General features: G+C 39.6%; 22 protein-coding genes. 18 read left to right on the top strand and 4 right to left on the bottom strand.

Features of this window, described 5'->3' with window-relative positions; genetic code table 11:
- Positions 1–24 precede the first annotated feature (24 nt).
- From CVP05_RS02305 to CVP05_RS02275, 7 genes are all read left to right on the top strand, one after another.
- Positions 25–822, top strand: coding sequence for a Slam-dependent surface lipoprotein (locus tag CVP05_RS02305; protein ID WP_100287954.1), 798 nt, complete (start codon positions 25–27; stop codon positions 820–822).
- A gap of 55 nt (positions 823–877) precedes the next feature.
- Positions 878–2,323 carry a surface lipoprotein assembly modifier gene (locus CVP05_RS02300; protein ID WP_100287953.1) on the top strand — a complete coding sequence of 482 codons (1,446 nt, stop codon included), beginning with the start codon at positions 878–880 and terminating at the stop codon, positions 2,321–2,323.
- Between the two features lie 107 nt (positions 2,324–2,430).
- Positions 2,431–2,760, top strand: a complete 330-nt coding sequence (locus CVP05_RS02295; protein ID WP_100287952.1) for a MaoP family protein — start codon at positions 2,431–2,433, stop codon at positions 2,758–2,760.
- Between the two features lie 50 nt (positions 2,761–2,810).
- Complete coding sequence (gene trmA, locus CVP05_RS02290) at positions 2,811–3,902, top strand: tRNA (uridine(54)-C5)-methyltransferase TrmA (protein ID WP_100287951.1); 1,092 nt, start codon at positions 2,811–2,813, stop codon at positions 3,900–3,902.
- Entirely contained in the window at positions 3,884–4,669 is a 786-nt protein-coding gene (locus CVP05_RS02285) for a class I SAM-dependent methyltransferase (protein WP_100287950.1), read from the top strand. Before trmA ends, CVP05_RS02285 begins: the two co-directional genes overlap by 19 nt.
- Positions 4,666–5,358, top strand: a complete 693-nt coding sequence (locus tag CVP05_RS02280; RefSeq protein WP_100287949.1) for an rRNA large subunit pseudouridine synthase E — start codon at positions 4,666–4,668, stop codon at positions 5,356–5,358. Before CVP05_RS02285 ends, CVP05_RS02280 begins: the two co-directional genes overlap by 4 nt.
- Positions 5,351–5,806: an NUDIX hydrolase gene (locus CVP05_RS02275; RefSeq protein ID WP_100287948.1), complete on the top strand. Its 456-nt coding sequence runs from the start codon at positions 5,351–5,353 to the stop codon at positions 5,804–5,806. The genes CVP05_RS02280 and CVP05_RS02275 overlap by 8 nt, the downstream gene beginning before the upstream one ends.
- A 33-nt stretch (positions 5,807–5,839) precedes the next feature.
- Here the strand turns inward: CVP05_RS02275 and CVP05_RS02270 are convergent, their stop codons facing one another.
- Positions 5,840–6,481, bottom strand: a complete 642-nt coding sequence (locus CVP05_RS02270; RefSeq protein ID WP_100287947.1) for a YagU family protein — start codon at positions 6,479–6,481, stop codon at positions 5,840–5,842.
- Between the two features lie 243 nt (positions 6,482–6,724).
- Here CVP05_RS02270 and CVP05_RS02265 point away from each other — a divergent pair, with 243 nt between their 5' ends.
- The 4 genes from CVP05_RS02265 to CVP05_RS02250 are packed head-to-tail and all read left to right on the top strand — an operon-like array spanning position 6,725 to position 9,684.
- Entirely contained in the window at positions 6,725–7,384 is a 660-nt protein-coding gene (locus tag CVP05_RS02265) for an amino acid ABC transporter permease (protein WP_100287946.1), read from the top strand.
- Positions 7,385–7,386: 2 nt separating this feature from the next.
- Entirely contained in the window at positions 7,387–8,055 is a 669-nt protein-coding gene (locus CVP05_RS02260; protein WP_100287945.1) for an amino acid ABC transporter permease, read from the top strand.
- A 14-nt stretch (positions 8,056–8,069) separates the two neighbouring features.
- A complete protein-coding gene (locus CVP05_RS02255) occupies positions 8,070–8,834 on the top strand; it encodes an amino acid ABC transporter ATP-binding protein (RefSeq protein ID WP_100287944.1) in 765 nt (254 codons plus the stop codon).
- Positions 8,818–9,684, top strand: a complete 867-nt coding sequence (locus tag CVP05_RS02250) for a cysteine ABC transporter substrate-binding protein (protein WP_100287943.1) — start codon at positions 8,818–8,820, stop codon at positions 9,682–9,684. The genes CVP05_RS02255 and CVP05_RS02250 overlap by 17 nt, the downstream gene beginning before the upstream one ends.
- A 63-nt stretch (positions 9,685–9,747) precedes the next feature.
- Here the strand turns inward: CVP05_RS02250 and tal are convergent, their stop codons facing one another.
- Complete coding sequence (gene tal / locus CVP05_RS02245) at positions 9,748–10,698, bottom strand: transaldolase (protein WP_100287942.1); 951 nt, start codon at positions 10,696–10,698, stop codon at positions 9,748–9,750.
- A 248-nt stretch (positions 10,699–10,946) separates the two neighbouring features.
- On the opposite strand from tal, the gene CVP05_RS02240 reads away from it, so the two are divergent.
- Together CVP05_RS02240 and CVP05_RS02235 are read left to right on the top strand one after the other, a co-directional pair.
- Positions 10,947–12,125 (top strand): ATP-grasp domain-containing protein, encoded by a 1,179-nt coding sequence (locus CVP05_RS02240; protein WP_100287941.1) that lies wholly within the window; start codon positions 10,947–10,949, stop codon positions 12,123–12,125.
- An 11-nt stretch (positions 12,126–12,136) separates the two neighbouring features.
- Positions 12,137–12,889, top strand: a complete 753-nt coding sequence (locus CVP05_RS02235; RefSeq protein ID WP_100287940.1) for an esterase family protein — start codon at positions 12,137–12,139, stop codon at positions 12,887–12,889.
- 83 nt (positions 12,890–12,972) lie between these two features.
- Here CVP05_RS02235 and CVP05_RS02230 read toward each other — a convergent pair whose 3' ends face one another.
- Entirely contained in the window at positions 12,973–13,788 is an 816-nt protein-coding gene (locus tag CVP05_RS02230; RefSeq protein ID WP_100287939.1) for an alpha/beta hydrolase, read from the bottom strand.
- Between the two features lie 155 nt (positions 13,789–13,943).
- Between CVP05_RS02230 and CVP05_RS02225 the strand changes: the two genes are divergently transcribed.
- Entirely contained in the window at positions 13,944–15,869 is a 1,926-nt protein-coding gene (locus tag CVP05_RS02225; RefSeq protein WP_100287938.1) for an LTA synthase family protein, read from the top strand.
- 55 nt (positions 15,870–15,924) lie between these two features.
- On the opposite strand, the gene CVP05_RS02220 is transcribed toward CVP05_RS02225, so the two are convergent.
- Positions 15,925–18,162, bottom strand: a complete 2,238-nt coding sequence (locus CVP05_RS02220) for an esterase-like activity of phytase family protein (RefSeq protein ID WP_100287937.1) — start codon at positions 18,160–18,162, stop codon at positions 15,925–15,927.
- A 196-nt stretch (positions 18,163–18,358) separates the two neighbouring features.
- On the opposite strand from CVP05_RS02220, the gene CVP05_RS02215 reads away from it, so the two are divergent.
- The 4 genes from CVP05_RS02215 to CVP05_RS02200 all read left to right on the top strand — a co-directional run bounded on the left by CVP05_RS02215 (position 18,359) and on the right by CVP05_RS02200 (position 22,368).
- The gene (locus CVP05_RS02215) at positions 18,359–19,303 is read left to right on the top strand and encodes an ABC transporter permease (protein WP_100287936.1); all 945 of its coding nucleotides are present in this window, start codon (positions 18,359–18,361) and stop codon (positions 19,301–19,303) included.
- Positions 19,303–20,091, top strand: a complete 789-nt coding sequence (locus tag CVP05_RS02210; protein WP_100287935.1) for an ABC transporter permease — start codon at positions 19,303–19,305, stop codon at positions 20,089–20,091. Before CVP05_RS02215 ends, CVP05_RS02210 begins: the two co-directional genes overlap by 1 nt.
- A complete protein-coding gene (locus CVP05_RS02205) occupies positions 20,091–21,476 on the top strand; it encodes an ABC transporter ATP-binding protein (RefSeq protein ID WP_100287934.1) in 1,386 nt (461 codons plus the stop codon). The genes CVP05_RS02210 and CVP05_RS02205 overlap by 1 nt, the downstream gene beginning before the upstream one ends.
- Before the next feature lie 139 nt (positions 21,477–21,615).
- Complete coding sequence (locus CVP05_RS02200; RefSeq protein ID WP_100287933.1) at positions 21,616–22,368, top strand: DeoR/GlpR family DNA-binding transcription regulator; 753 nt, start codon at positions 21,616–21,618, stop codon at positions 22,366–22,368.
- The last annotated feature ends 149 nt before the right edge of the window (positions 22,369–22,517 follow it).

The following is a 22,517-nucleotide window of genomic DNA, read 5'->3' as shown; positions in this document are numbered from 1 at the left end:
CCATAATAAACGAGGTGATTTTATATGAAATTAACGACATTATCTAGCGCACTTTTGGCGGCATTGTCTCTTTCTATTGCTTTTACAACCCATGCCAATGTGACTTCTGGGATATCTAACGCGAATACCCAACTCCAATTACCGGAACGTGGTTCTGATGCCCATAATGGCTGGTTCCATCAGGATCCGAGCGGCTTGCCTGGTGTTGAAGTAAAAGGTGTGACCTCTAAGGTCACTAGTTTTCAATCTTTAACGAATATCACTAAAAATACCCAATGGTTAAAGATTTTTGGTGGCGTGGATAAGAACGGTGTTGTTGTACTGAATATGGGAAATTTACCAAGTTGGGTACCCGGTTTTCATGGTGAGCTGGGTAATTTTGCATTCAAAAAAGTAGGGGCAGAAGCCCTTTATTTTGGTGAATGGACAGCCAAAGGCGGTAATGTAGATAAAGATCGTGTGGTTTATTATGCTGGCAATAATAAAACAACGACTATGCCGACTAATGGCACGGCGGTTTATGATGTGACAGGCATTAATAAGAATACCGAATTGGATAAAGCGGTCTTGAAAGGCCAAATGACCGCTGATTTCAATAAAAATACGTTAAAAGGCTCCATTCAAAAAACAGGGTTAGCTGTGTCAATTGACGCTAAAATTCAGTCTGATGCGAGTTTTTCTGGTAGAGCAATGGCAAATAATACCGCAAAAGGGAGAACCGCCGGTCATTTCTTTGGCCACAACGCTGAGGCTTTAGCCGGTTATGCAAAATTTAATGGCAATACTCAATTTGATACCGCCTTTGGTGGGACAAAAAAATAATAACGCATGATTAGGGGGAGAGCTTCCCCTTTTTTCTCTTTTGATTGATAACAATATGAAAAAATATTATTTTACTTCCCTTGTATTCCTTTGTTCCACCGCGTTGAGCGCACCAGCACCATCTGAACAAGATGCCCTCCGTTTATGGCAGCAACATGTACAACAATCGGCACAGCAGCAGAAAGAACACGTGGTTTATGAAAGATCATCGACCGATACCTTTACGGTAGATGGATATGGTTTTCAAGTCGCTCATAATGTTGAGGCAATAGGACAGGCCTTATACATTGCCATTAATCAACAACTTTGGGAATATGTCACCCTATTTTTAGCTAAATACCAACAATTTCCGCAACATAAAGCCGAATTAGTTTGGTTTGCTCAGGGCGCATTAGCGCGAGTGCAAGGTGATTTATCCTCTGCAGAAAAGTATTATCGTCAACTTCTCCAAGCACAGCCTGACTTTGTTCGCGCTCAACTTGATTTAGCACGTATTTTATTTGAGGAGAAAAAAAATCTACAATCAACCGCACTTTTCCAGCAAATAATGACACAGCCATTGCCTGAAAATGTATTACACGCGGTAAAAGATTATCAACATGCTTTAAAACAACGAGAAAGTTGGAAGAGTACATTTAGCTTGGGGTATGTATATAACCAAAATCTTAATCAATCTCCTCAACAAACGCGCTGTTTATTACAACAAGCCAAACAATGTTTAGTTTACCGTCGTTCGCCTGAAGTCATTAATGCTCAAGGGTGGCGTTATGATCTTACGCTACAACGGCGTATATCGTTGCATGATAATCATGGGATTGGGGTCTATGTAAATAGTTATGGGCAGTTTTATCCTCATCATCATGCCTATAATGAACACACTATAAAAGCGTATGGCGGTTATAATTTTCGTACAGCAAATACGGATTTAACCGTTGCACCATTAATTGAATATAGTACTTTTGGTCATCATCGTTATTATCATGGGTGGGGTGGGTATGTGAATTGGATACAACAGATTTCCCCGCGCCATCTATGGTCAATGCAGTTTGAACAAAAACAGCATCGCTATAGTGAACATTATAGTGCTTTTACTCAGGCCGATGTGAGCTTGTTATTTGGCACATGGTATTACCAGCCTACCCCGCAAGCGACGTTGTTTGGCGGGGTTGATTGGCAATATCGTCATACCACAGACAAAACCCATTCCTATCAGATGTTTGGTACTCGATTTGGTGTTAATTATCAATTTGAGCTAGGATTAAATGTGACGGCATTAACCTTGTTGCGACGTTATGATTACCAAGCTTATCATGCTGCTTTAGGCGTAACTCGACGAGATAACCAACGAATTTATCTCGCCATTTTGAGTGTGCCAACTTGGCAATTTTCCAATATTACGCCAAGTCTAATGATAAAACATACGCGTAATAAGAGTAATGCTGATTTTGTGTATGCTTATAAACAAAGCGAAATTCAGCTGAATTTTGAATGGTCATTTTAAATTCAGAGTAAGAAAAGGAAAGCAAACAACGCAAAAAAATATTGACATATTCTCATAAACTGTTTTAATTCTGCGGATTCTAATTGATATCTAACACAGAGGGCATTATGGCTGAAAGTTTTAAGGTTGATCGTCGCTTTTTTGACGATAAAAATTATCCACGTGGTTTTTCACGTCATGGGGACTATACGATTAGAGAGTCTGAAACATTAGAGCAATATGGTCAAGCATTTAAGGCTTTGGATTCAGGTGAGCGTGCGCCAGTGACAGAAGAGGAAAGCGCGTTTGTTGCGTTTTGTCGCGGAGAGCGTGAGCCGGAAAGTTTTTTTGAAAAAACTTGGCATAAATATCGTTCATTAACCTCAAGCATTAAGCGTGTTTACACGTTATCTGGTAATGTAACAGCCGATAGCGCTGATGATTTTTCTGCGGAGTAATCCGTTTCTTAAAGGGCGCGTTATGTGCCCTGTAGCTCAATAAATCGATTATGCAACTGCCGATTCAGCAATACCAACAACAGCTTACAAAAAAAGTACAAAAACTGACCGCACTTTTGTCGCCTTTCCATGCGCCTGCGCTGAGCGTGTTTTCCTCACCAGAAAGTCACTATCGTATGCGAGCAGAGTTTAGAGTTTGGCATGATGGAGATGATTTATACCATATCATGTTTGATCAAAACACTCGTCAACGTTATCGTGTCGATAGCTTTCCGGTGGCAAGCCTTTTGATTAACCGCATGATGACAACGCTCTTACCCTTGTTAAAAGCAAATGATATTTTAAGCAAAAGACTGTTTCAAATTGATTATTTGAGTACGCTCAGTGGCGAAATAATGGTGAGTTTGTTATATCATAAGACATTAGATGAAGCATGGATAGAAGCAGCTCGTGAGTTAAAAAAAGTCTTGGAAGCCCAAGATTTTAAGGTGAATTTAGTTGGGCGCGCCAGTAAGCAGAAAATTTGCTTAGATCGCGATTTTGTCGAAGAGGTCTTATTGGTTCATGGGCGTGAATATCGTTATCGTCAAGTGGAAAACAGTTTTACTCAGCCTAATGGGGCGGTGAATTGTAAAATGTTAGAGTGGGCGATAGATTGTACCCGTGATGCGAGTGGGGATTTATTAGAGCTTTATTGTGGTAACGGGAATTTTTCTATTGCGTTGGCGCAAAATTTTCGCCAAGTGTTAGCCACAGAAATTTCAAAATCATCAGTCGCTGCAGCACAATTTAATATTGCAGCCAACCGCATTGATAATTTGCAAATTATCCGTATGTCTGCGGAGGAATTTACTCAAGCGATAAATGGCGTACGTGAATTTAATCGTTTAAAAGGAATTGATTTAACGGCTTATCAATGCCAAACGATTTTTGTGGATCCGCCTAGAGCAGGTTTAGATGATGAAACCGTCAAATTAGTACAAAATTATGATCAAATTCTGTATATATCCTGCAACCCACATACATTGTGTGATAACTTGGCTACGTTGTGTCAAACCCATCGCATTGCCAAAGCAGCATTATTTGATCAATTCCCTTATACCGAACATATGGAAGCGGGTGTATGGCTGATTCGCAAGTAAATATTCAACTGATTTGCGAAACCTTAAATAGGGATAATTTCAATAGGCGTTGTGCAGAAAAAGGGTTAATTCACGTAGAAAATGCACCGTTAGCGTTAGTGCAATGTGAACATAATGGTGTAGAACGTTTAGAGCTGCGCAAACTAGATGAGCCCAAATTAGGGGCAATTTATGTGGATTTTGTAAAAGGCACGTTGGCCCATCGTCGCAAATTTGGTGGTGGTCGTGGTGAAGCGGTTGCAAAAGCGGTTGGTATTAAATCAGGGTATTTGCCTAGTGTGATTGATGGAACAGCAGGGCTTGGGCGTGATGCTTTTGTGCTTGCCTCACTGGGATGTTGTGTGCGATTAATTGAACGTAATCCCGTCGTACATTTATTATTACAAGATGGTTTGCAACGGGCTTATAACGATCCTGAAATAGGTGAGTTTATGCAACAAAATATGCAGCTGCTTGAGATAACAGATTTGAGTGCATTATCTACGGAAATGGTTTCTGCTGATGTGGTCTATCTTGATCCTATGTATCCTCATAAACAAAAGAGCGCATTGGTAAAAAAAGAAATGCGCGTTTTTCAACATCTAGTCGGTGCGGATTTAGATGCGGATTTATTACTTGCACCAGCCCTTCATTTGGCGAAAAAACGTGTGGTAGTTAAACGGCCAGATTACGCCGATTTTCTTTCGCAAAAAGTACCGCACTTTTCTCGTGAAACCAAAAATCATCGCTTTGATATCTATCTTGTTAATTCGCCTGAACAATCATGAAAACAACATTTAAAAAAGGAATGTCTCGTGGTAAACGTCAATTTTTGACGAAAAGTGCGGTGCCATTTTCAACAAAAACGTCAGGATTAACACGCCAGCAAACTCAAGTGATTTTGTTTAATAAACCTTTTGATGTGCTTACTCAATTTACAGATGAACAAGGGCGGAAAACCTTAAAGGATTTTATTGCCATTCCGCAGATTTATGCGGCCGGCCGCTTAGATCGTGATAGTGAAGGTTTGTTGATTTTAACCAATAACGGCAAGTTACAACATCGTTTAGCTGATCCGAAATATAAAACAGAAAAAGTGTATTGGGTTCAAGTAGAAGGCATACCCACAGAACAGGATTTGGCACGTTTAAGTCGTGGGGTGGAGCTAAATGATGGTAAAACGCTGCCAGCTAAAGTACGGTTGATTCCTGAACCCGACTTATGGCCACGTAATCCGCCTATTCGTGAACGTAAGCATATCCCGACAAGTTGGTTGGAGATAAGTATTCATGAGGGACGGAATAGACAAGTACGTCGTATGACGGCACACATCGGTTTCCCTACTTTGCGCTTGATACGTTATCAAATGGCGTTATTTAATTTAGACGGGATTGAGAATGGGCAATATCGTGTGTTAAGTGAAAAAGAGCGGTCAGATTTATATCAGTTTTTAAAAATGGAAGAAAAATATGTATAAACCGAATGTGACGTTGGCTTGTGTGGTTCATTGCAAGGGGAAGTTTTTATTTGTCGAGGAGTTTGAACACGGAAAACTGACATTAAACCAACCGGCAGGACATCTTGAGGAAAACGAAACCTTGTTGGAGGGGGCTAAGCGTGAATTATTTGAGGAAACAGGGATTCAGGCCGAAATGCAAAAGTTACTCAAAATTTATCAATGGCATGCCCCTCGCACCCAAACAGATTTTCTACGTTTTACTTTCGTTTTAGAGCTTGAAGATTGGATTGAGCCACAGCCGCGAGATACTGATATTTGTCGAGCATTATGGCTAAGTCTGGAAGAGTTTGAGCATTATATTCAACAGGAAGGACAATGTGCGCGAAGTCCGTTGGTTATAGAAAGCTTAGCAGATTATGCAAAAGGCCAGTTTTGTGATTTAGGGATATTAAAAGCGTTTGAATAGAGTAAGGGCGGAATATCTCCGCCCAATGAATAATTAACGATGAGGTGCAGTTAATGGTACTTCTGCATCAGGTTCATGGGTAATACGGTTACGTAAATCACGACGAATAACCTCAATGGTCCAGAACCAGAAAATATGGCCAACTAATTCAGAGATATGCTCATAAGCAGGCCATTCTGAAACCGGTGGCACTAAACCTAATAACGGGAAAGAAATATAGTGTACACAGATGTTTGCAATGATCCCTGCACCAATACCTTGCCAGAATTTAATTTTCGGGAAACGTTCTGCCACAACACAATAACCAATTGCGAAAACAAGTGAGAAGATCATGTGGGTCACACCAATCCAGTTAAAGGCATGATCAGCAAAGGTAAATGCCGCTTCTGTTGGGTCAATACCGATATAATCACGTAAGAAAACGTGTGGAGGATTTAAGAACGCACGTGAACACACATCAAGAGAAGCTTGAATTGTAGTGGTACCTGCATTAATTGCATCTAATACGGGCTGTGGACAAGCCGCTTGGAAAAAATCAATAGGACTGCGTGGTGGAAATGGGTGTTCTGCGCCCCATTTTACGAAAGCAGAGATAATTCCTGCGATAATACCAATAAATACCGCTAAACCATAACGACGGCGACTTGGATCTGTTTGTGTAAATAACCCTGACATGGGAACTCCTTCCGATAATAATATTTTATCACATGGCTAATAGCCATTTACCTGTTTATTTTACTTAACAAAATAAATCGCCCAAATATTATACTTTTTATTTTTTACGTCAAGTTTTTTTAACTCTTAATTGGTATATTGTATATTTATAATAAATCAGCATAAAAAATATTAATTTGTTATTTTAAAATTATAAAAAACAGTGTGATACTTTACGCTAAATAAAAAATTTAGAGAGATTCAATGAATTGGCAATATATTTGGTCGGTATTTCCACGTTTTGTTGATGCAACGATCATTACGTTACATTTGGCTGTATGGGGAATCGTATTTTCCTTGATAATTGGGGTGGTGTGTGCAATCGCAACCACTTATAAAGTACGAGGACTCAGCTTTTTAGCTAACGTATACATTGAAATTTCCCGTAATACACCACTACTTATTCAAATTTTTTTCCTATATTTCGGCCTATCCAAAATCGGGATTAAATTAGATGGTTTTACTTGTGGGGTGATTGGACTGGCTTTTCTCGGTGGGAGTTATATGGCAGAAGCCATTCGTGGAGGATTAGAAGCGGTAAGTAAAGGGCAAATAGAATCGGCACTAAGCATTGGCTTAACACCATTTCAAGCATTTCGCTACGTCATTTTTCCACAAGCTTTTTCTATTGCGACGCCTGCTATTGGGGCAAACTGCTTATTTTTAATGAAAGAAACATCTATTGTTAGTGCTATTGCGGTCGCGGAGTTGATGTTTATGGCAAAAGAAATTATTGGCATGGATTACAAAACTAATGAAGCATTATTTCTATTGGTCGTGTGCTATTTAATTATTTTGTTACCTATATCGGTTTTTATCCGTTATTTAGAACATCGAACGCGTTTGGCCAAATTTGGAGAATAAGCATGGGGCTAACGATTTTATTTGAAGGCAATAATTTTGAGCGTTTATTGGGTGGCTTGTTGGTCACGGCTGAGATCGCGTTTATTTCCGTGTTTTTTGCCGGTATTTTGGGTGTGATTTTAGGCATGATCATGACCAGTAAAAATATATTGATACAAGCAGTTTGCCGTTTCTACCTAGAAGTCGTGCGGATTATTCCATTGTTGGTGCTGCTTTTTATCACGTATTTTGGAATGGCAAAATGGTTAAATCTACATCTAAGTGGTGTAGTGGTATGTATTATGGTGTTTGTATTTTGGGGAACCGCTGAAATGGGCGATTTAGTCAGAGGGGCGCTAACCTCTATTGAAAAACACCAAGTTGAATCTGCATATGCCTTAGGTTTAACCCGTTTACAAACGTTTGTTTATATTTTACTCCCACAAAGCTTAAAACGCGTAACACCAGGCGCAATTAATTTATTCACGCGTATGATCAAAACAAGCTCTTTAGCGATGTTAATTGGGGTATTAGAAGTGATTAAAATCGGTCAACAAATTATTGAGACATCGTTGTTTACTGAGCCCTCAGCGGCATTGTGGATTTATGGTGTCATTTTTGTTTTGTATTTTATTATTTGTTACCCACTCTCTCTGGCTGCACGTAAGTTGGAACAACGTTGGGAAAACTAATTAAGAGATTCGTTATGGCATTGTTAGACGTTAAAAATTTGGTGAAATATTACGGTGATGTAGAAGCACTAAAAGGGATTAATTTATCTGTAGAGAAAGGTGAAGTTGTCGTTATTTTAGGCCCTTCAGGTTGTGGAAAAAGCACGTTTTTACGCTGTTTAAACGGTCTAGAAGAGATAAAGAGCGGTCAATTATTACTAGAAAATTATGGGGAATTAGGGCGAGACCTTTCTTGGGTGAAAGCACGTCAACACATTGGCATGGTCTTTCAAAGTTATGAGCTTTTTGCCCATTTATCGGTGATTGATAATATTTTGCTTGGCCCTTTAAAAGTACAAAAACGTAAACGGGAAGAGGCAGAAGCGCAAGCCGATAAATTATTAAAGCGGGTGGGTTTATTCGAACGTAAAAATGCTTATCCGCGAGAATTATCCGGTGGGCAAAAACAACGTATTGCCATTGTGCGTTCACTCTGTATGAATCCCGATATTATGTTATTTGATGAGGTGACGGCTGCGTTAGATCCTGAAATGGTTAGGGAAGTATTAGATGTCATTTTAGGATTAGCCAAAGACGGCATGACCATGTTAATTGTGACCCATGAGATGTCTTTTGCTAAACAAGTTGCCAACCGAATTATCTTTATGGATAAAGGGGAAATTATAGAGCACTCTACCCCTGAACAGTTTTTCACTAATCCAAATACGGAACGTGCAAAAACATTTTTAAACATTTTAAACTATGAACCAAGAGGAACTAATTATGAAGAAAATATTTAAAAAAACGACCGCACTTTTAGCATCAGGTTTATTGGCTATGACTTTAGCCGCTTGTGGGGATAATTCGACAAGCAATACAAGCCCATCTGATACGAAAACCCCTTCCACTATTGAACAATTAAAGCAGGCAGGCAAGGTACGCATTGGTGTATTTAGCGATAAGCCGCCTTTTGGCTATATAGACAAAGATGGGAAAAATCAGGGATTTGATGTGGAAATTGCAAAAGCAATTACCAAAGATTTATTAGGTGATGAAAATAAAGTGGAGTTTGTGTTAGTGGAGGCGGCAAACCGTGTAGAATATTTAACCTCGAATAAGGTGGATATTATTCTTGCAAACTTTACAGTCACGCCTGCTCGTCAAGAAGTTGTTGATTTTGCGAAACCTTATATGAAAGTTGCATTAGGCATTGTATCGAAAGATGGCAATGTGATTACTGATGTGGCACAGCTTGAAGGAAAAACATTATTGCTAAATAAAGGGACAACAGCAGATACCTACTTCACTAAAAATCACCCAAATATCAAGACATTGAAGTTTGAGCAAAATACAGAAACGTTTGAAGCCTTACGTGATGGGCGTGGTGATGCGCTTTCTCATGATAATACGCTATTATTTGCATGGGCAAAAGAAAATCCAGGTTTCACTGTTGGGGTGAAGAATTTGGGTGATCAAGATTTTATCGCCGCAGCGGTAAAAAAAGGTGATACGGAATTATTAGATTGGTTAAATGCTGAAATTGAAAAATTGGGCAAAGAAGGGGTATTAAAAGCAGCCTATGAAAAAACATTACAGCCTATTTATGGAGATACTATTGCAGAATCTGATGTGGTTGTAGAATACAAATAATTTGAATAATAAATGAGCCCTCAAATGAGGGCTCATTATTCGTCTATTAGATTGTAGATTGAATTATAATTTCTCTGCTAGCATCGCTTCTAATTTTTCAATATCTGCAGCAAATTTACGAATACCATCAGCAAGTTTATCTACTGCCATCGCATCTAAATTATGTTCCCAATAGAATTCCGCTTCGGTCATCGGTGTTGGACGAGGCTCAACCTTACCAGTATAGTTTAATTTGCGTACTAATTCGCCACTATTTTCTTGTAATTCTTTTAATAACGCAGGGGCAATGGTTAAACGATCGCAACCAGCGAGTTCAATAATTTCACCGACATTACGGAAGCTCGCGCCCATTACAACGGTTTCATAGCCATATTGTTTGTAGTAATTGTAGATTTTGGTGACAGAAACCACACCTGGATCTTCTTCCGGAGCGTAGTCTTTTTTGTCAGTATTGGCTTTGTACCAATCTAAAATACGGCCCACAAATGGAGAAATCAAATAAACGCCAGCTTCAGCACACGCACGCGCTTGTGCTTCAGAGAATAATAACGTTAAGTTACAGTTAATGCCTTCTTTTTCTAAAATTTCTGCTGCGCGAATACCTTGCCATGTAGAGGCAATTTTAATCAAAATGCGATCATTGCTGATACCCGCTTCATTATAAAGTGCGATGAGTTTACGCGCTTTTTCTACAGTTGCTTGAGTGTCGTAAGAAAGGCGAGCATCTACTTCGGTAGAAATGCGTCCTGGTACAATTTTTAAGATTTCTAAACCAATATTGACCGCTAATTTATCTTCAGCATCAATAAGTTGTTGATTTTTATCCGCACTTTTTGATTTTGCATAAGCAACCGCATCATCAATTAATGATACATATTGTGGTAATTGTGAAGCACTTAAAATTAATGATGGGTTAGTGGTTGCATCTTGTGGTTGATATTTTTTGATTGCTTCAATATCGCCTGTATCTGCAACAACAACGGTCATATTGCGTAATGAATCAAGTTGTGACATAGTTTCCTTCCTTTTCGGTTAATTAAGTAGCATAATCCTATCACATTAATTACACAAAGTTGAACTATAAATTCAATTAGTTTTATATACACTTTTCCTTTAAAAATTTCCCTCATGAATCCAATAAAGTGCGGTGGTTTTGGCGAAAGTTTTTGGTGTTTTTGCTTATTTAATGAATTTTGACTATTAATTAGGCGCTAACCTTGTATAATGCAAAGGTTTACCTCAATTTTTGATAGGATTACTTTATGTCTAGACCATTGAATTTTGTAATGATCTCCCCGCATTTCCCCACTAACTTTGAAACCTTTGCCGTGCGTTTGCGTGAAAACGGGATAAATACGTTAGGGATTGCGGATGCACCATATGAATCATTAAGTGAAAATTTACGTCGTCATCTGACAGAATATTATCGTGTGGATAATATGGAAGATTACGATCAAGTTTATCGTGCGGTTGCTTATTTTGCACATAAATATGGTCGTATCGATCGCATTGAATCCCACAATGAGTATTGGTTAGAATTAGATGCTAAATTACGTACAGATTTTAATGTATTTGGTTATAAAAATGCAGATATGCTATCTATTAAGACCAAAGCGCAAATGAAAGAAGTTTTCCGTAAAATTGGGCTAAAAGTGGCGCAGGGACGTGTGTTTAGTGATGAAGATGATGCTCGTAAATTGGCAAAACAGTTGAAATTCCCTGTTATTATTAAGCCAAATTCGGGGGTTGGTGCGAGTGATACTTATAAAATAAAATCTGCCCAAGAATTAGAAGATTTTTTCGGTTATAAAAATGCCCATGTTGAATATATTATGGAAGAGTTTATTGATGGGGATATTGTCACCTTTGATGGCTTAACCGATCATGATGGCAACATCGTATTTTATGCGGGCTTGGAATACTCTGAAGCGGTGCTTGATACGGTATCTCGCGATGGGGATATGTTCTATTATGTGCCAAGGGATATTTCGCCAAAATTGGTTGAATTAGGTAAGAAATGTGTGGATGCTTTTGGGATTCGTGAACGTTTCTTCCATTTTGAATTTTTCCGCACGAAAAAAACAGGTGATATTTTACCACTGGAAATTAATTGTCGCCCGCCAGGTGGATTGACTATTGATATGTGGAATTATGCGAATGATTTTGATGTATTTAAAGAATATGCCAATATTGTGCGAGAAAATAAATTCTACACCGAGATCACATACCCTTGGAATGTGGTTTATATTTCCCGTAAAGCAAATCAAAATTATGTGAATAGTATTGACGCAGTATGTCAGAAATTTCCACAAAATATTATTAGTGTACAGACCGTTCCAGGGGTATTTGCAAAAATTATGGGTGAGCATGGGATTTTAGTGCGCACGGAGACAATGGAACAATTACGCGAAATAGTCAGTTTTGCTCAAGAGAAATACTAGGGGATTTTATTATGCATTTTGAAAAAAGAAGTCATTGGAGCGGTGAGTTAGGGCGTGAAATGCACTTTAATGTATACGGACACGCAGGGAAACCGGTTATTGTATTTCCCTCTTCTGGTGGAAACCAAAATGAATATGGCAACTTTGGTATGATTGAAGCTTGTCGCTCTTTTATTGAGCGTGGGCTGGTTAAGTTCTATACTCCAGATTCTTTTGATAGCGAATCGTGGTTAGCAACCTATAAATCAGGTCATGATATGGCACAAGCACACAATGCTTATGATCGCTATATTATTCATGAATTTGTGCCGCTTATTCGCCATGAATCTCAATGGGGTGAGGCAATGATCGCGACGGGGTGTAGTATGGGAGCGTTTCATACTATTAACTTTGCTTTGCGCCATCCAGATTTATTTGACACCGCAATTGCCTTAAGTGGGGTATATGATGCCCGTTTCTTTACACATGAATTTCATGGTGATCAGGCGGTGTATTTTAACTCTCCTATTGATTATTTATGGAATCAGCATGATAGTTGGTATTTAGATCGCTATCGTCAGAATCATTATATTGTGGCGGTTGGACAAGGCGCATGGGAAGAACAACATGTGGAAGATACTCGCCGCTTACAAGATGCATTTTACGCCAAAAATATCGCAGGTTGGTTCGATTATTGGGGATTGGATATGGCGCATGATTGGCCGTTGTGGCGTGATCAAATGCCTTATTTCCTCAGTAAGTTAGAGGAACAAGGAATTATTTAATATAGACGTGAATAATAAACCGAGTAGGATAATTGTACTCGGTTGCTTAACATTGAGCCGCATTGCGGCTCAAAATTTTTGGTTTATTTCATCAAGGAAAAACGTAAAAACTCCACAAAATGATCTGCCCAATGTTTTTCGTGATGGATTTCATTTGCCATGATTTTTAGGCGGATGTTATCGAGTGGGTGGCCTGTACGCAGTAATGCTTGATAATAGTGTAAGGTGCAATCTATATAGGCTTGATTCATGTTAGAAATAAAATGAGAGTCAACATCATCCCCTTCCTTTGTGCCAACTTGAATAAACACACGGCTGTTGGTATTTAAACGATGTTGATGTACAAAGTGCATAAACGCAGGCTCACTAAACCACGAAGCTAAAGAAAATACGCCCAAATGCCCGAACGTTTCAGGATAACGCGCGCCCATATAAGCGGTAATAATCCCCCCCATTGAGCTGCCGGCTAACAGGGTATGCTCGCGTTGGGGTTGGGTGCGGTAATGTTGATCAATGAAAGGTTTGACACTATCAACTACCCATTGCCCATATTCCATTCCCATACCACCGGCTTGTGCAAAATCATTTGCGCCAGTGTCGGTTAACCAAGGGCCATATTCATCAAGACGATTTTCTGCTGCATTATCAATGCCCACAATAATTAATTTAGGAAATTCTTTGTGGCGTTTGATGGTTGGAATGATTTTCCATGAATAACCCGAATAAGATTCTTTGCTATAAAAGACATTTTGTCCGTCATGCATATAGAGTACCGGGTAATGTTGCCAAGTATCTTGATAATAGTTTTTAGGAAGTAATACGCGGATACGGCGCATATGATCATAGTAGGGAACATATAAAAAATGTTCTTCCATTTTGAGGTAGTAATAATCTTGCATGGCAAATCTCAGTGTAACAATTTCCAATTTTATTTTAACATGGCTTTTTGTCTGCCTGAAATCTCGTCTTGAAACTTTACAATTGAGTAAAGAACTAATTTATTCTTTTGTAGTCTATTGGCATACTGAAAACAATAATAAATTTAAGGTTTTTTATGTCAAAAAATCATACTATTTTATTTCCGACTTTTTTCTTTGTCGGTCTAAATTTACTTTTACTTTCTTTTTCTCGCTTGGCTCTTGGCATGTGGCAATTTGAACGTGTTGAGGCTGTTCAAGGTTGGCTCCCTTTACTGATACAAGGAATACGTATTGACATTGTGATACTGTGCTGGTTATTCGGGATACCTGCTTTACTGAGTGTCTTATTATGGTGGAAAAATACAGGCAAGTCTGTTTGGGAGATGGCCTTGCGTCTTTGGTTAACTGTCTTTAGTACCTTTCTTGCGTTTATGGAGCTTGCAACACCTGCTTTTATTGCAACTTATGATTTCCGTCCTAATCGTTTATTTATTGAATATTTACTTTATCCTCAAGAGGTCTTTACCATGTTAGTCAAGGGACACTTCTTGGCTACGGGACTGAGTGTGGTATTAACGGTGATAATCGCGGCTATTTATTGGCGCTTATCCGGTTGGGCTGTCCGAAATATTCACATGCCCAAATGGCAATGGCGTCCAGTATTGGCGATATTCGTGATTGCAGTGACTATTATGGGCGCTCGTTCTAGTTTTGAACATCGAGGAATTAACCCAGCTAAAGTGGCATTTTCTTCAGATAACTTAGTGAATGCTTTGGTGCTTAATTCCGGTTATTCTGTTTTATATGCGGTTAATCAATTAAAAAATGAGGATATTTCTTCGCAGGTCTATGGCAGTATGCCTGTAGAGGAAATGCTGTCTATTGTAAAAGCAAATCGGCCGCAAGTAGACTATATTTCAGAGCAATATCCAACATTAAGTAAAAATCAGGCCAGTTATTTGGGCAAGCCTAAAAATATTGTGATTATTTTAGAAGAAAGTTTTGGGGCGCAATTTGTTGGCACACTAGGAGGAAAAAATTTAACGCCAGAGTTTGATCGTTTGGCAACACGTGGTTGGTTATTTGAAAATTTATATGCAACAGGTACACGCTCTGTGCGGGGTATTGAAGCGGTCGTTGCAGGTTTTACCCCAACCCCAGCTCGTTCCACAGTTAAACTCGCCAAAAGCCAAAACCATTTTTTTAGCATAGCAGAATTACTCAAACAGCAAGGTTATGCGACCTCCTTTATTTATGGGGGAGAAAAGCATTTTGATGATATGGCGAGTTTCTTTTATGGCAATGGATTTGAAAAGATTATTGACCAGGAAGATTATGACAATCCCCAATTTAAAGGCACTTGGGGGGTAAGTGATGAAGACCTGTTTAATAAAGCGAATGAGACGTTTAGTGCATTACATCAACAGGGTAAGCCTTTTTTCAGCTTAGTTTTTACTTCAAGCAATCACGATCCCTTTGAATTTCCAGAAGGCAAAATTGAACTAGTGGAACAGCCAAAGGCAACGGTGAATAATGCGATCAAATATGCAGATTATGCTTTAGGCCATTTTTTCAAATTGGCACAACAAAGTCACTATTGGCAGGATACGATTTTTTTAGTTATTGCGGATCATGATGCGCGTGTGCATGGGAGCAGTCTCATACCTATTCAGCATTTCCATATTCCGGCATTATTGATCGGTGAAGGTATTGAGCCCTATCGCGATCATCGTTTAGTCAGTCAGATTGATATGCCGACCACGTTACTTTCGTTGGCTGGAATCAGTGGTGACTATCCGATGATTGGCTATGATTTGACAAAAAAAGACCACGATCCCAACCGCGCTTTTATGCAATTTGATCAAACTCAAGCCATGATGAAAGGTAATGATGTAGTACTTTTACAACCTAAAACCGATATTCAGGGCTATGAGTATGATATAAAAACACACCAACTCACACCCAAAAACTTACCTGAAAGCCTCAAAAAAGAAGCCTTAGCACATGCTTTATTAGGTAGTTATTTGTATAAAGAACAAAAATTTCAGATGAAAAAATAAGAAAAAAACACCGCACTTTCTCGTGAGTTTGGCGACAAAGTGCGGTGGAAAATAATTATTTTTTCATGATTTCAATAAGTTGTGTTTCACCATTGTTATCGTCAACACCGTCATTATCATTCACGATAAATACACGGCCATCTTGAGTAGTGGTGAGCCCTTCTATTTTTTCTGGAATTAAACCGTTTGCTTTTGCTAAATCAGGCATTAAATCACGCACTAATTTTTTAGTCAGCACAGAATTTGGCTTGAATTCAGATAAATTGATTTCATAAATACGCTTAATCGCCGCATCAGGGCCAGCTCGGTTATCGCGTTCAAGTACCCAAAAAATACCATTCCCTTGTGGGCTTAAATCCGACACACCAACCCAACCACCAGCTTGGGACTCTACCGGATCTAAGGGATAATATACAAATTCCCAATCTTGTTTTCCTAAATCATAGATACCTAAACGTGGATGTTTTTCATCTCCCCATGGGGCTTGAAATGCGACATAAACTTTATTGTTCTCAACGGCGACACCTTCAAAGCCAAAGCGAACCTGCATATTATTAACGGTTTCTGGCAAAGTGATAACCTGTAAAATCTCTCCGGCTTTGTTCAGTTTTAGCAGGAAGTTATGCGTGCTTACAGGACGTTTTTTATCGCCCACTGTACCGGCACCTTCCGAAGCGATCCACAAATTGCCGTCGTTATCGGTGGCGATACCTTCCGGATCAATATTCACACTGCGATCTTCATTGACTAATTTTTTCTGTTCAGGGAAGGTTTTACTTAATAAGCCTTGTGTATCTTTAATGGAAATTGTGTGAATAATTTGTGCGGGTTTGCTCGCGACATCAATAACAAAAATGCGGTTGTGTCCGTAAAAGCTGTCTTCAATGCTATAGAGTATATTGGCTTCTTTTTTATCGGCAGCAAGACCCGATAATGCCCCCCAAGCAATTGGCAACCCTGAGTCTTCAACAGATTGTAAGGTTGGATAATTGGGCGCTTGATTGTGATATTCATAAATTGAAATGGTTGAACGGATCTGATCTTCCCGTGAATCAGCTTCTGCCGCAACCACTAAGGCGTTACGCTCAGGAATGACAAACGCCCCCTCAGGCGCAACGCCAGTTGGTAAAGCTTGTTTAAATTGTGGATTGGTTGGATCGTTAACATTGTAGACGAAAACTAAGCTTGCACGTTCGGAATTAATAAAGAGTAATTTCTCATCACCAAATATGCCAAACGCAATATTTTCAGGTTCATTTCCCTTATTTTCAGAGCGTTTTTCAGGATAATGGCCGAATTTTACCGCTAAATGTTCTAATGCATTGCCAGAGTCCCAAATCACCTTACCTTGAGTATTAAAAATACTAAATCCACGACTTCCCCCTTTCCAATCGCCTTCATTGGCTGTTGCGAAATGTTCTGTGTCTAGCCAAACCACGCCATCGGGTTCGCGAGGAATCTTGTCTAGTTTATCGTTTAATTGAATTTTTAATGGTTTTTTTTCGGAAGCATCAATTTGGGTTAAATTAACCTCGCCCGCTGAAAAATGATTGAGTACCTCACCTTTGGCTAAGTCAATTAATGCGATAGCGTTGTTCTCTTGTAAGGTGACGGCTGCAACATTATTTTCGTTGATGGACACATATTCCGGTTCAGGATCTTCTGGGGATATTCCACTTAAGCCCGTTAGCGCAACTTTACGTAAGGTCCAGTCTTTTGGATTGTCACTTTGAGTATCAACAATCATCAAATAGCCCGCTGGCATTTGTGGAAGTGCGCCTTTATTTTTATCTTCATCACGCTCATTTTCAATGGCAATAGCTGCAAACTGACCATCAGGGCTAATCGCGACGGAATCCGGTTGCCCTCCTAAGTCTAAGCTTGCAACAAGTTCAAAACTGTCTAAATGGTATATCTGTAATTCGCCACTGGTATTGACATAATCTTTTGAAGTGTTGACACCGACTAAAGCGAAACGATCTTTAATGGCAACAGATGTGGGTTCGCCATTGATCTTAACGACCTTTTTTCCTTGTGGCTCGTGTAGGTTTGTGATATCCACAAAGCCAATTTGTTTGGCGGGGCTGTCAGTATAAACAAGGGTTTTCCCTGATTTATCTGCATACAGAATTTCTGCGGAGGTTTCTATGTCAGTATGACAATTTTTGTCTAGCTGGGAACAAACTAAAAAGCTTGCCGAACGATTAAAATAATGTGTGTTATTGGCAAAGGCGGCGGGAATAGAAAATGCGGTTAATAGGCTTAATGAAAGGGCTTTAATTTTAAATAGCATATTTTCTTCCTTGTGTTTAAGTTAAAAAATGAATCGCGATTTTATTCTGTCAAATATTTATGACAGTTTAATGACGATGGATAAACGGCATGAAATATTACTACTTATTTTTTATTGAAAAATAATAAATGCAATCTGTTCTCATTTATGATAAATTTCTCCTCAACTTATTTTTTAGTGATAAAAAAGAGGCGATGTGTTAAAAATTGTATTAAAACGTTTAGGGCAAATTGTATTAGTGATTTGGTCTGTGGGCAGTTTAACTTTCATATTGACCCGTGTATTACCGGGTGATATGGCCTATCGGATTGCCGCCAGTCGTTATGGTTATGACCAAACGGATAGCTTTGCAGCGGCTGCGGTACGTGACGAGTTGCAGCTTGATCTCTCAGCATGGCAGCATTATATGCATTGGTTTGGGGATTTATTACAACTCAAGTTAGGGCATTCTTTAGTATCTGGGCGCACGGTTTGGGCGGAAATATCACATCAGTTTGGACATACCCTTTCCCTTGCCTTTGTCGCATTGTGTTTTTCGCTGTTACTTGGCCCACCTTTGGGCTTATTTGCTGCGCGAAAACCTCATGGCTATATTGACCATATGACCCTATTAGGCAGCATATTACTGCGATCATTACCTACTTTTGTGATCGGAATTGGTTTGATGACCTTGTTTGCGGTGAAGTTAAACTGGTTGCCAGCTGCCGGTTATGGCAGTTTGGCGCATTTTATTTTACCCGCATTGACCTTGGCGTTCGGTCTGAGTGCGGTGTCTGTGCGAATTAGTCGGCATAGCATGGTGGCGGTTATGCAATCAGATTATTACCAATTTGCGCGCTTAAAAGGCTTGAGTGCATGGCAATGTTTTCGACGACATGGCTTGCGTAATGTGGCCATTCCTATTCTCGCTTATCATTCGGTACAGCTCATTTATTTGATTGAAGGGGTAGTTATTGTTGAAAGTTTGTTTGCATGGCCGGGTAGTGGACATGCCTTAGTGCATGCGGTTATTGCTCGAGATGTGCCCATGATTCAAGGAACCGCGTTAGTCATGGGGACAATTTTCGTTGGGTTAAATATGGTGGTGGATATGATCAGCACCGTGATTGATCCGAGAATCAAGGACAAGAGGGCAGAATAATGTGGAAATTAATGACCGCATCGCAAAAGAGCGGTGTGATTTTACTGATTTTTTTATGTGCTTTTGCTTATTTACAACCCTATTTTTATCCGATGGACGCGGGGTTTCAGAATTTAAATCAGGTATTGCAAAAACCGTCGGCGCTTTATTGGTTTGGTACGGATCATTTTGGCCGAGATATGTTATCACGCTTGGCTTCCGCCATTCGTCTTTCCTTTTCCTTAATTATAAGCTCTGTCTTTTTAGCGTTATTTGGGGGGCTATTATTAGGGATTTGGGCGGGTTATGCCGGTGGCAAAGTGGATGCGCTACTGCGTTTTTGTTGTGACATTATTATGGCATTACCCGGCTTGTTATTAGTGTTACTTTTTGCTGCGATTGCACCAAATAGCTTTTTAGCCTTGTATTTAGGCATTGCTTTAGTGATGTGGGTAGAGTTTTTCCGCGTAATTCGTCTGTTAAGCAGAAGCTTGGCGACAAGTCGAGAAGTGGAGGCATCGCGATTAATGGGGATGGGGCTATTTTATTGTATAAAACGGCATTTTTTGCCGAAACTCGCGCCGGTTATCTTGACATTAAGCGCTTTTTCCGCAGGCAATGCCGTTTTGGCATTGGCGACTTTAGGATTTATCAATGTGGGTTTACAGCCACCCACCCCTGAATTGGGATTGATGATGACAGAGCTTTTCCCTTATTACTATGAGGCGCCTTGGATATTGGTACAGCCAATTATCGCTGTTTTTTTATTGGTACTCAGTTTTCAATTAATTTCGGGGAAAGTAAGGTAATGGATAAATTAATTCGTGTCACCGATTTAACGGTGAAAACAGTCAAGGGTGAATGCTTAGTTGAGCCGATGAGCTTCAGTATTGGTCGAGGGCAAAATTTAACGATTTTAGGCGAAACAGGGTCGGGCAAAAGCTTATTAGCGCAAAGTATTATGGGGTGTTTAGCACCAGAATTAACCGCAACCGGAGAAATAAATATTGAGGGAGAAATGAAGTGTCAATGGGGGAGACAGCTGGCAATGTTGCCCCAAGAACCTTATCGTTCCTTAGATCCGACTATGCCAATAGGGAAACAAATTTGGGAAAGCCTATATTTTGTCGCAGGTGAAAATAAACAGATTGCCCAACAAAAAACGCAACAAAAACTGACCGCACTTGGATTAAATCAATTCGCTCAACATTATCCCCATCAGATTTCGGGCGGTATGGCACAACGAGTGGCTTTTGCCGCGGCCGTGTCAGGAGGGGCTTATATTTTAATTGCAGATGAACCAACAAAAGGGCTGGACTCTCACAATAAACACGCGGTTATTCAAATGTTGCAGTCAATATCTTCTCAAGGTGGGGCATTGCTTACCATTACCCATGATATTGACGTTGCGCAACAACTGGGGGGCGACATTATGGTGATGAAGCAGGGGAAATTGTTAGAGCAGGGAAAGGCCACACAAATATTGAGCAGACCTCATTCGGATTATGCCAAAGCGCTGATTGCAGCCGCTCCTACACGCTGGCCAGCACAACATAAGATAAGCTACTCCGATACGAATTTACTGACAGTAAAAGAACTGACCCTTGCTCGTGAGCAACACATCTTATTTCGCGGTGTAAATTTTTCCTTGAAGAAAGGCGAAATTTTGGGCGTGGTAGGGGAGAGTGGCGTAGGCAAAAGTTCATTAGGCGATGCCTTATGCGGTTTACTTGCGCCAAAGTGCGGTCAAATTACTTGGCATTTTTTGCCTCAACGCCATCAAGTATTAAAGTTATACCAAGATCCACCCGCAGCTTTTGCGCCTAACGTACCGTTACACATTTTACTGAATGACGTGATTAAGCGCCATCAACTCGATAGTCAGCGAATTCCCTATTTGCTTGAACAGTTGAATCTTAATCCTGATATTTTGCAACGAACGGCAGAAAATGTCTCTGGCGGTGAATTACAGCGTGTTGCGATTTTGCGTGCCTTGCTATTTCAACCGGTACTTTTGTTTGCTGACGAAGCCACATCACGGCTTGATCCTATTACTCAAAAAGACACCTTAGATCTATTGGTGGAACAATGCCGATTAACTCACTGCGCTTTGATTTTAGTGAGTCATGATCATGATTTAATTCAACATTATTGTCATCAAGTCATAGATTTAACGGCCTTTAGGGAGGGGTGATTGGGCTTAAGGAATAGGTTATTCCTCATTGCTCAACTTTTTAGCCTATTCCCGTATAAAATGATTTGGTAGAGCAAGCGTAGTGATATTATTTGGATTATAATCATAATGACCGTTTTGACCGAATTGTGAGGGAGTTATGCAAAAGCGCACCGATCTTATTTTACAATCAGTGAATTTGGCTGGAAAAATGCATGTTAACCAATTAGCAGAACAATTTGCAGTGTCTGTTGAAACCATACGACGTGATTTAAATTCACTTAGCAAACAAGGGTTGCTTTATCGCACTCATGGTGGTGCGGTTAGCCGAAAGACGAAGGATATTGGTAGTTCTTTTCAAAGCAGACAGCGTAGCAATTATGATGAAAAACGCCGTATTGCAGAGGCGGCAATCAGCTATGTGTTTGAAGGGGCAGTTATTGGTTTAGATGCAAGTTCGAGTAGTTGGCATTTTGCCCATCTGATTCCTGATATTCCTTGCACGGTAGTGACAAATTCAATGCATAATATTACCGCGTTGGTAAACAAAACCAATGTGACAACTATCGCGACTGGGGGCGTTTATTCAAGTAAGTATGATGCTTTTTATGGACCATTATCTGAGCAGTTATTACTTCGATTGCATATTGATATTGGCATTTTCTCATGTACAGGGCTAGATGAACAAGGCGATATTTGGGAATCCAATGAACTTAATGCTTCTGTAAAGCGTAAAATGATGGATGCGTCGGGGCAAAAATTTCTATTTGTCGATCATTCAAAATTTAATCAAAAGAATCTGATCAAACTAGCGACATTGGATCAAATGGATATTTTGTTTACCAATCAAAAACCGAGTACAGAATTGCAAACTTATTGTGATGCGCATAATGTGTTATTAACCCTTACTTAATATTTTTACCGAAATGCCCGAATTTAAGTGAGAAATGCTATTTTCGGGCATGATTCTTGTTTTAAACCGCCTGTTTTTTGTGATTCAGTTCTCAAAATTTATACAAGATCTGAAAATTTCTTTTTTCACTTACCTATTTTTACCACAAT

The organism is Conservatibacter flavescens, from assembly GCF_002795425.1.
In the GTDB taxonomy this organism is placed as follows: Bacteria; Pseudomonadota; Gammaproteobacteria; order Enterobacterales; family Pasteurellaceae; genus Conservatibacter; species Conservatibacter flavescens.
Note: the sequence above shows the minus strand (reverse complement) of the source record. Positions and strands in the feature narration are given on the sequence as shown.

What these genes read in the sequence shown, in the direction of transcription:
- trmA (WP_100287951.1), top strand. Translation starts at nt 2,811, where the DNA reads ATGCAACTGCCGATTCAGCAATACCAACAACAGCTTACAAAAAAAGTA.
- CVP05_RS02230 (WP_100287939.1), bottom strand. Translation starts at nt 13,788, where the DNA reads ATGCAAGATTATTACTACCTCAAAATGGAAGAACATTTTTTATATGTT.
- CVP05_RS02205 (WP_100287934.1), top strand. Translation starts at nt 20,091, where the DNA reads ATGGATAAATTAATTCGTGTCACCGATTTAACGGTGAAAACAGTCAAG.
- CVP05_RS02295 (WP_100287952.1), top strand. Translation starts at nt 2,431, where the DNA reads ATGGCTGAAAGTTTTAAGGTTGATCGTCGCTTTTTTGACGATAAAAAT.
- CVP05_RS02275 (WP_100287948.1), top strand. Translation starts at nt 5,351, where the DNA reads ATGTATAAACCGAATGTGACGTTGGCTTGTGTGGTTCATTGCAAGGGG.
- CVP05_RS02300 (WP_100287953.1), top strand. Translation starts at nt 878, where the DNA reads ATGAAAAAATATTATTTTACTTCCCTTGTATTCCTTTGTTCCACCGCG.
- CVP05_RS02255 (WP_100287944.1), top strand. Translation starts at nt 8,070, where the DNA reads ATGGCATTGTTAGACGTTAAAAATTTGGTGAAATATTACGGTGATGTA.
- CVP05_RS02235 (WP_100287940.1), top strand. Translation starts at nt 12,137, where the DNA reads ATGCATTTTGAAAAAAGAAGTCATTGGAGCGGTGAGTTAGGGCGTGAA.
- CVP05_RS02220 (WP_100287937.1), bottom strand. Translation starts at nt 18,162, where the DNA reads ATGCTATTTAAAATTAAAGCCCTTTCATTAAGCCTATTAACCGCATTT.
- CVP05_RS02200 (WP_100287933.1), top strand. Translation starts at nt 21,616, where the DNA reads ATGCAAAAGCGCACCGATCTTATTTTACAATCAGTGAATTTGGCTGGA.
- CVP05_RS02305 (WP_100287954.1), top strand. Translation starts at nt 25, where the DNA reads ATGAAATTAACGACATTATCTAGCGCACTTTTGGCGGCATTGTCTCTT.
- CVP05_RS02285 (WP_100287950.1), top strand. Translation starts at nt 3,884, where the DNA reads ATGGCTGATTCGCAAGTAAATATTCAACTGATTTGCGAAACCTTAAAT.
- CVP05_RS02250 (WP_100287943.1), top strand. Translation starts at nt 8,818, where the DNA reads ATGAAGAAAATATTTAAAAAAACGACCGCACTTTTAGCATCAGGTTTA.
- CVP05_RS02260 (WP_100287945.1), top strand. Translation starts at nt 7,387, where the DNA reads ATGGGGCTAACGATTTTATTTGAAGGCAATAATTTTGAGCGTTTATTG.
- CVP05_RS02265 (WP_100287946.1), top strand. Translation starts at nt 6,725, where the DNA reads ATGAATTGGCAATATATTTGGTCGGTATTTCCACGTTTTGTTGATGCA.
- CVP05_RS02225 (WP_100287938.1), top strand. Translation starts at nt 13,944, where the DNA reads ATGTCAAAAAATCATACTATTTTATTTCCGACTTTTTTCTTTGTCGGT.
- CVP05_RS02210 (WP_100287935.1), top strand. Translation starts at nt 19,303, where the DNA reads ATGTGGAAATTAATGACCGCATCGCAAAAGAGCGGTGTGATTTTACTG.
- tal (WP_100287942.1), bottom strand. Translation starts at nt 10,698, where the DNA reads ATGTCACAACTTGATTCATTACGCAATATGACCGTTGTTGTTGCAGAT.
- CVP05_RS02280 (WP_100287949.1), top strand. Translation starts at nt 4,666, where the DNA reads ATGAAAACAACATTTAAAAAAGGAATGTCTCGTGGTAAACGTCAATTT.
- CVP05_RS02240 (WP_100287941.1), top strand. Translation starts at nt 10,947, where the DNA reads ATGTCTAGACCATTGAATTTTGTAATGATCTCCCCGCATTTCCCCACT.
- CVP05_RS02270 (WP_100287947.1), bottom strand. Translation starts at nt 6,481, where the DNA reads ATGTCAGGGTTATTTACACAAACAGATCCAAGTCGCCGTCGTTATGGT.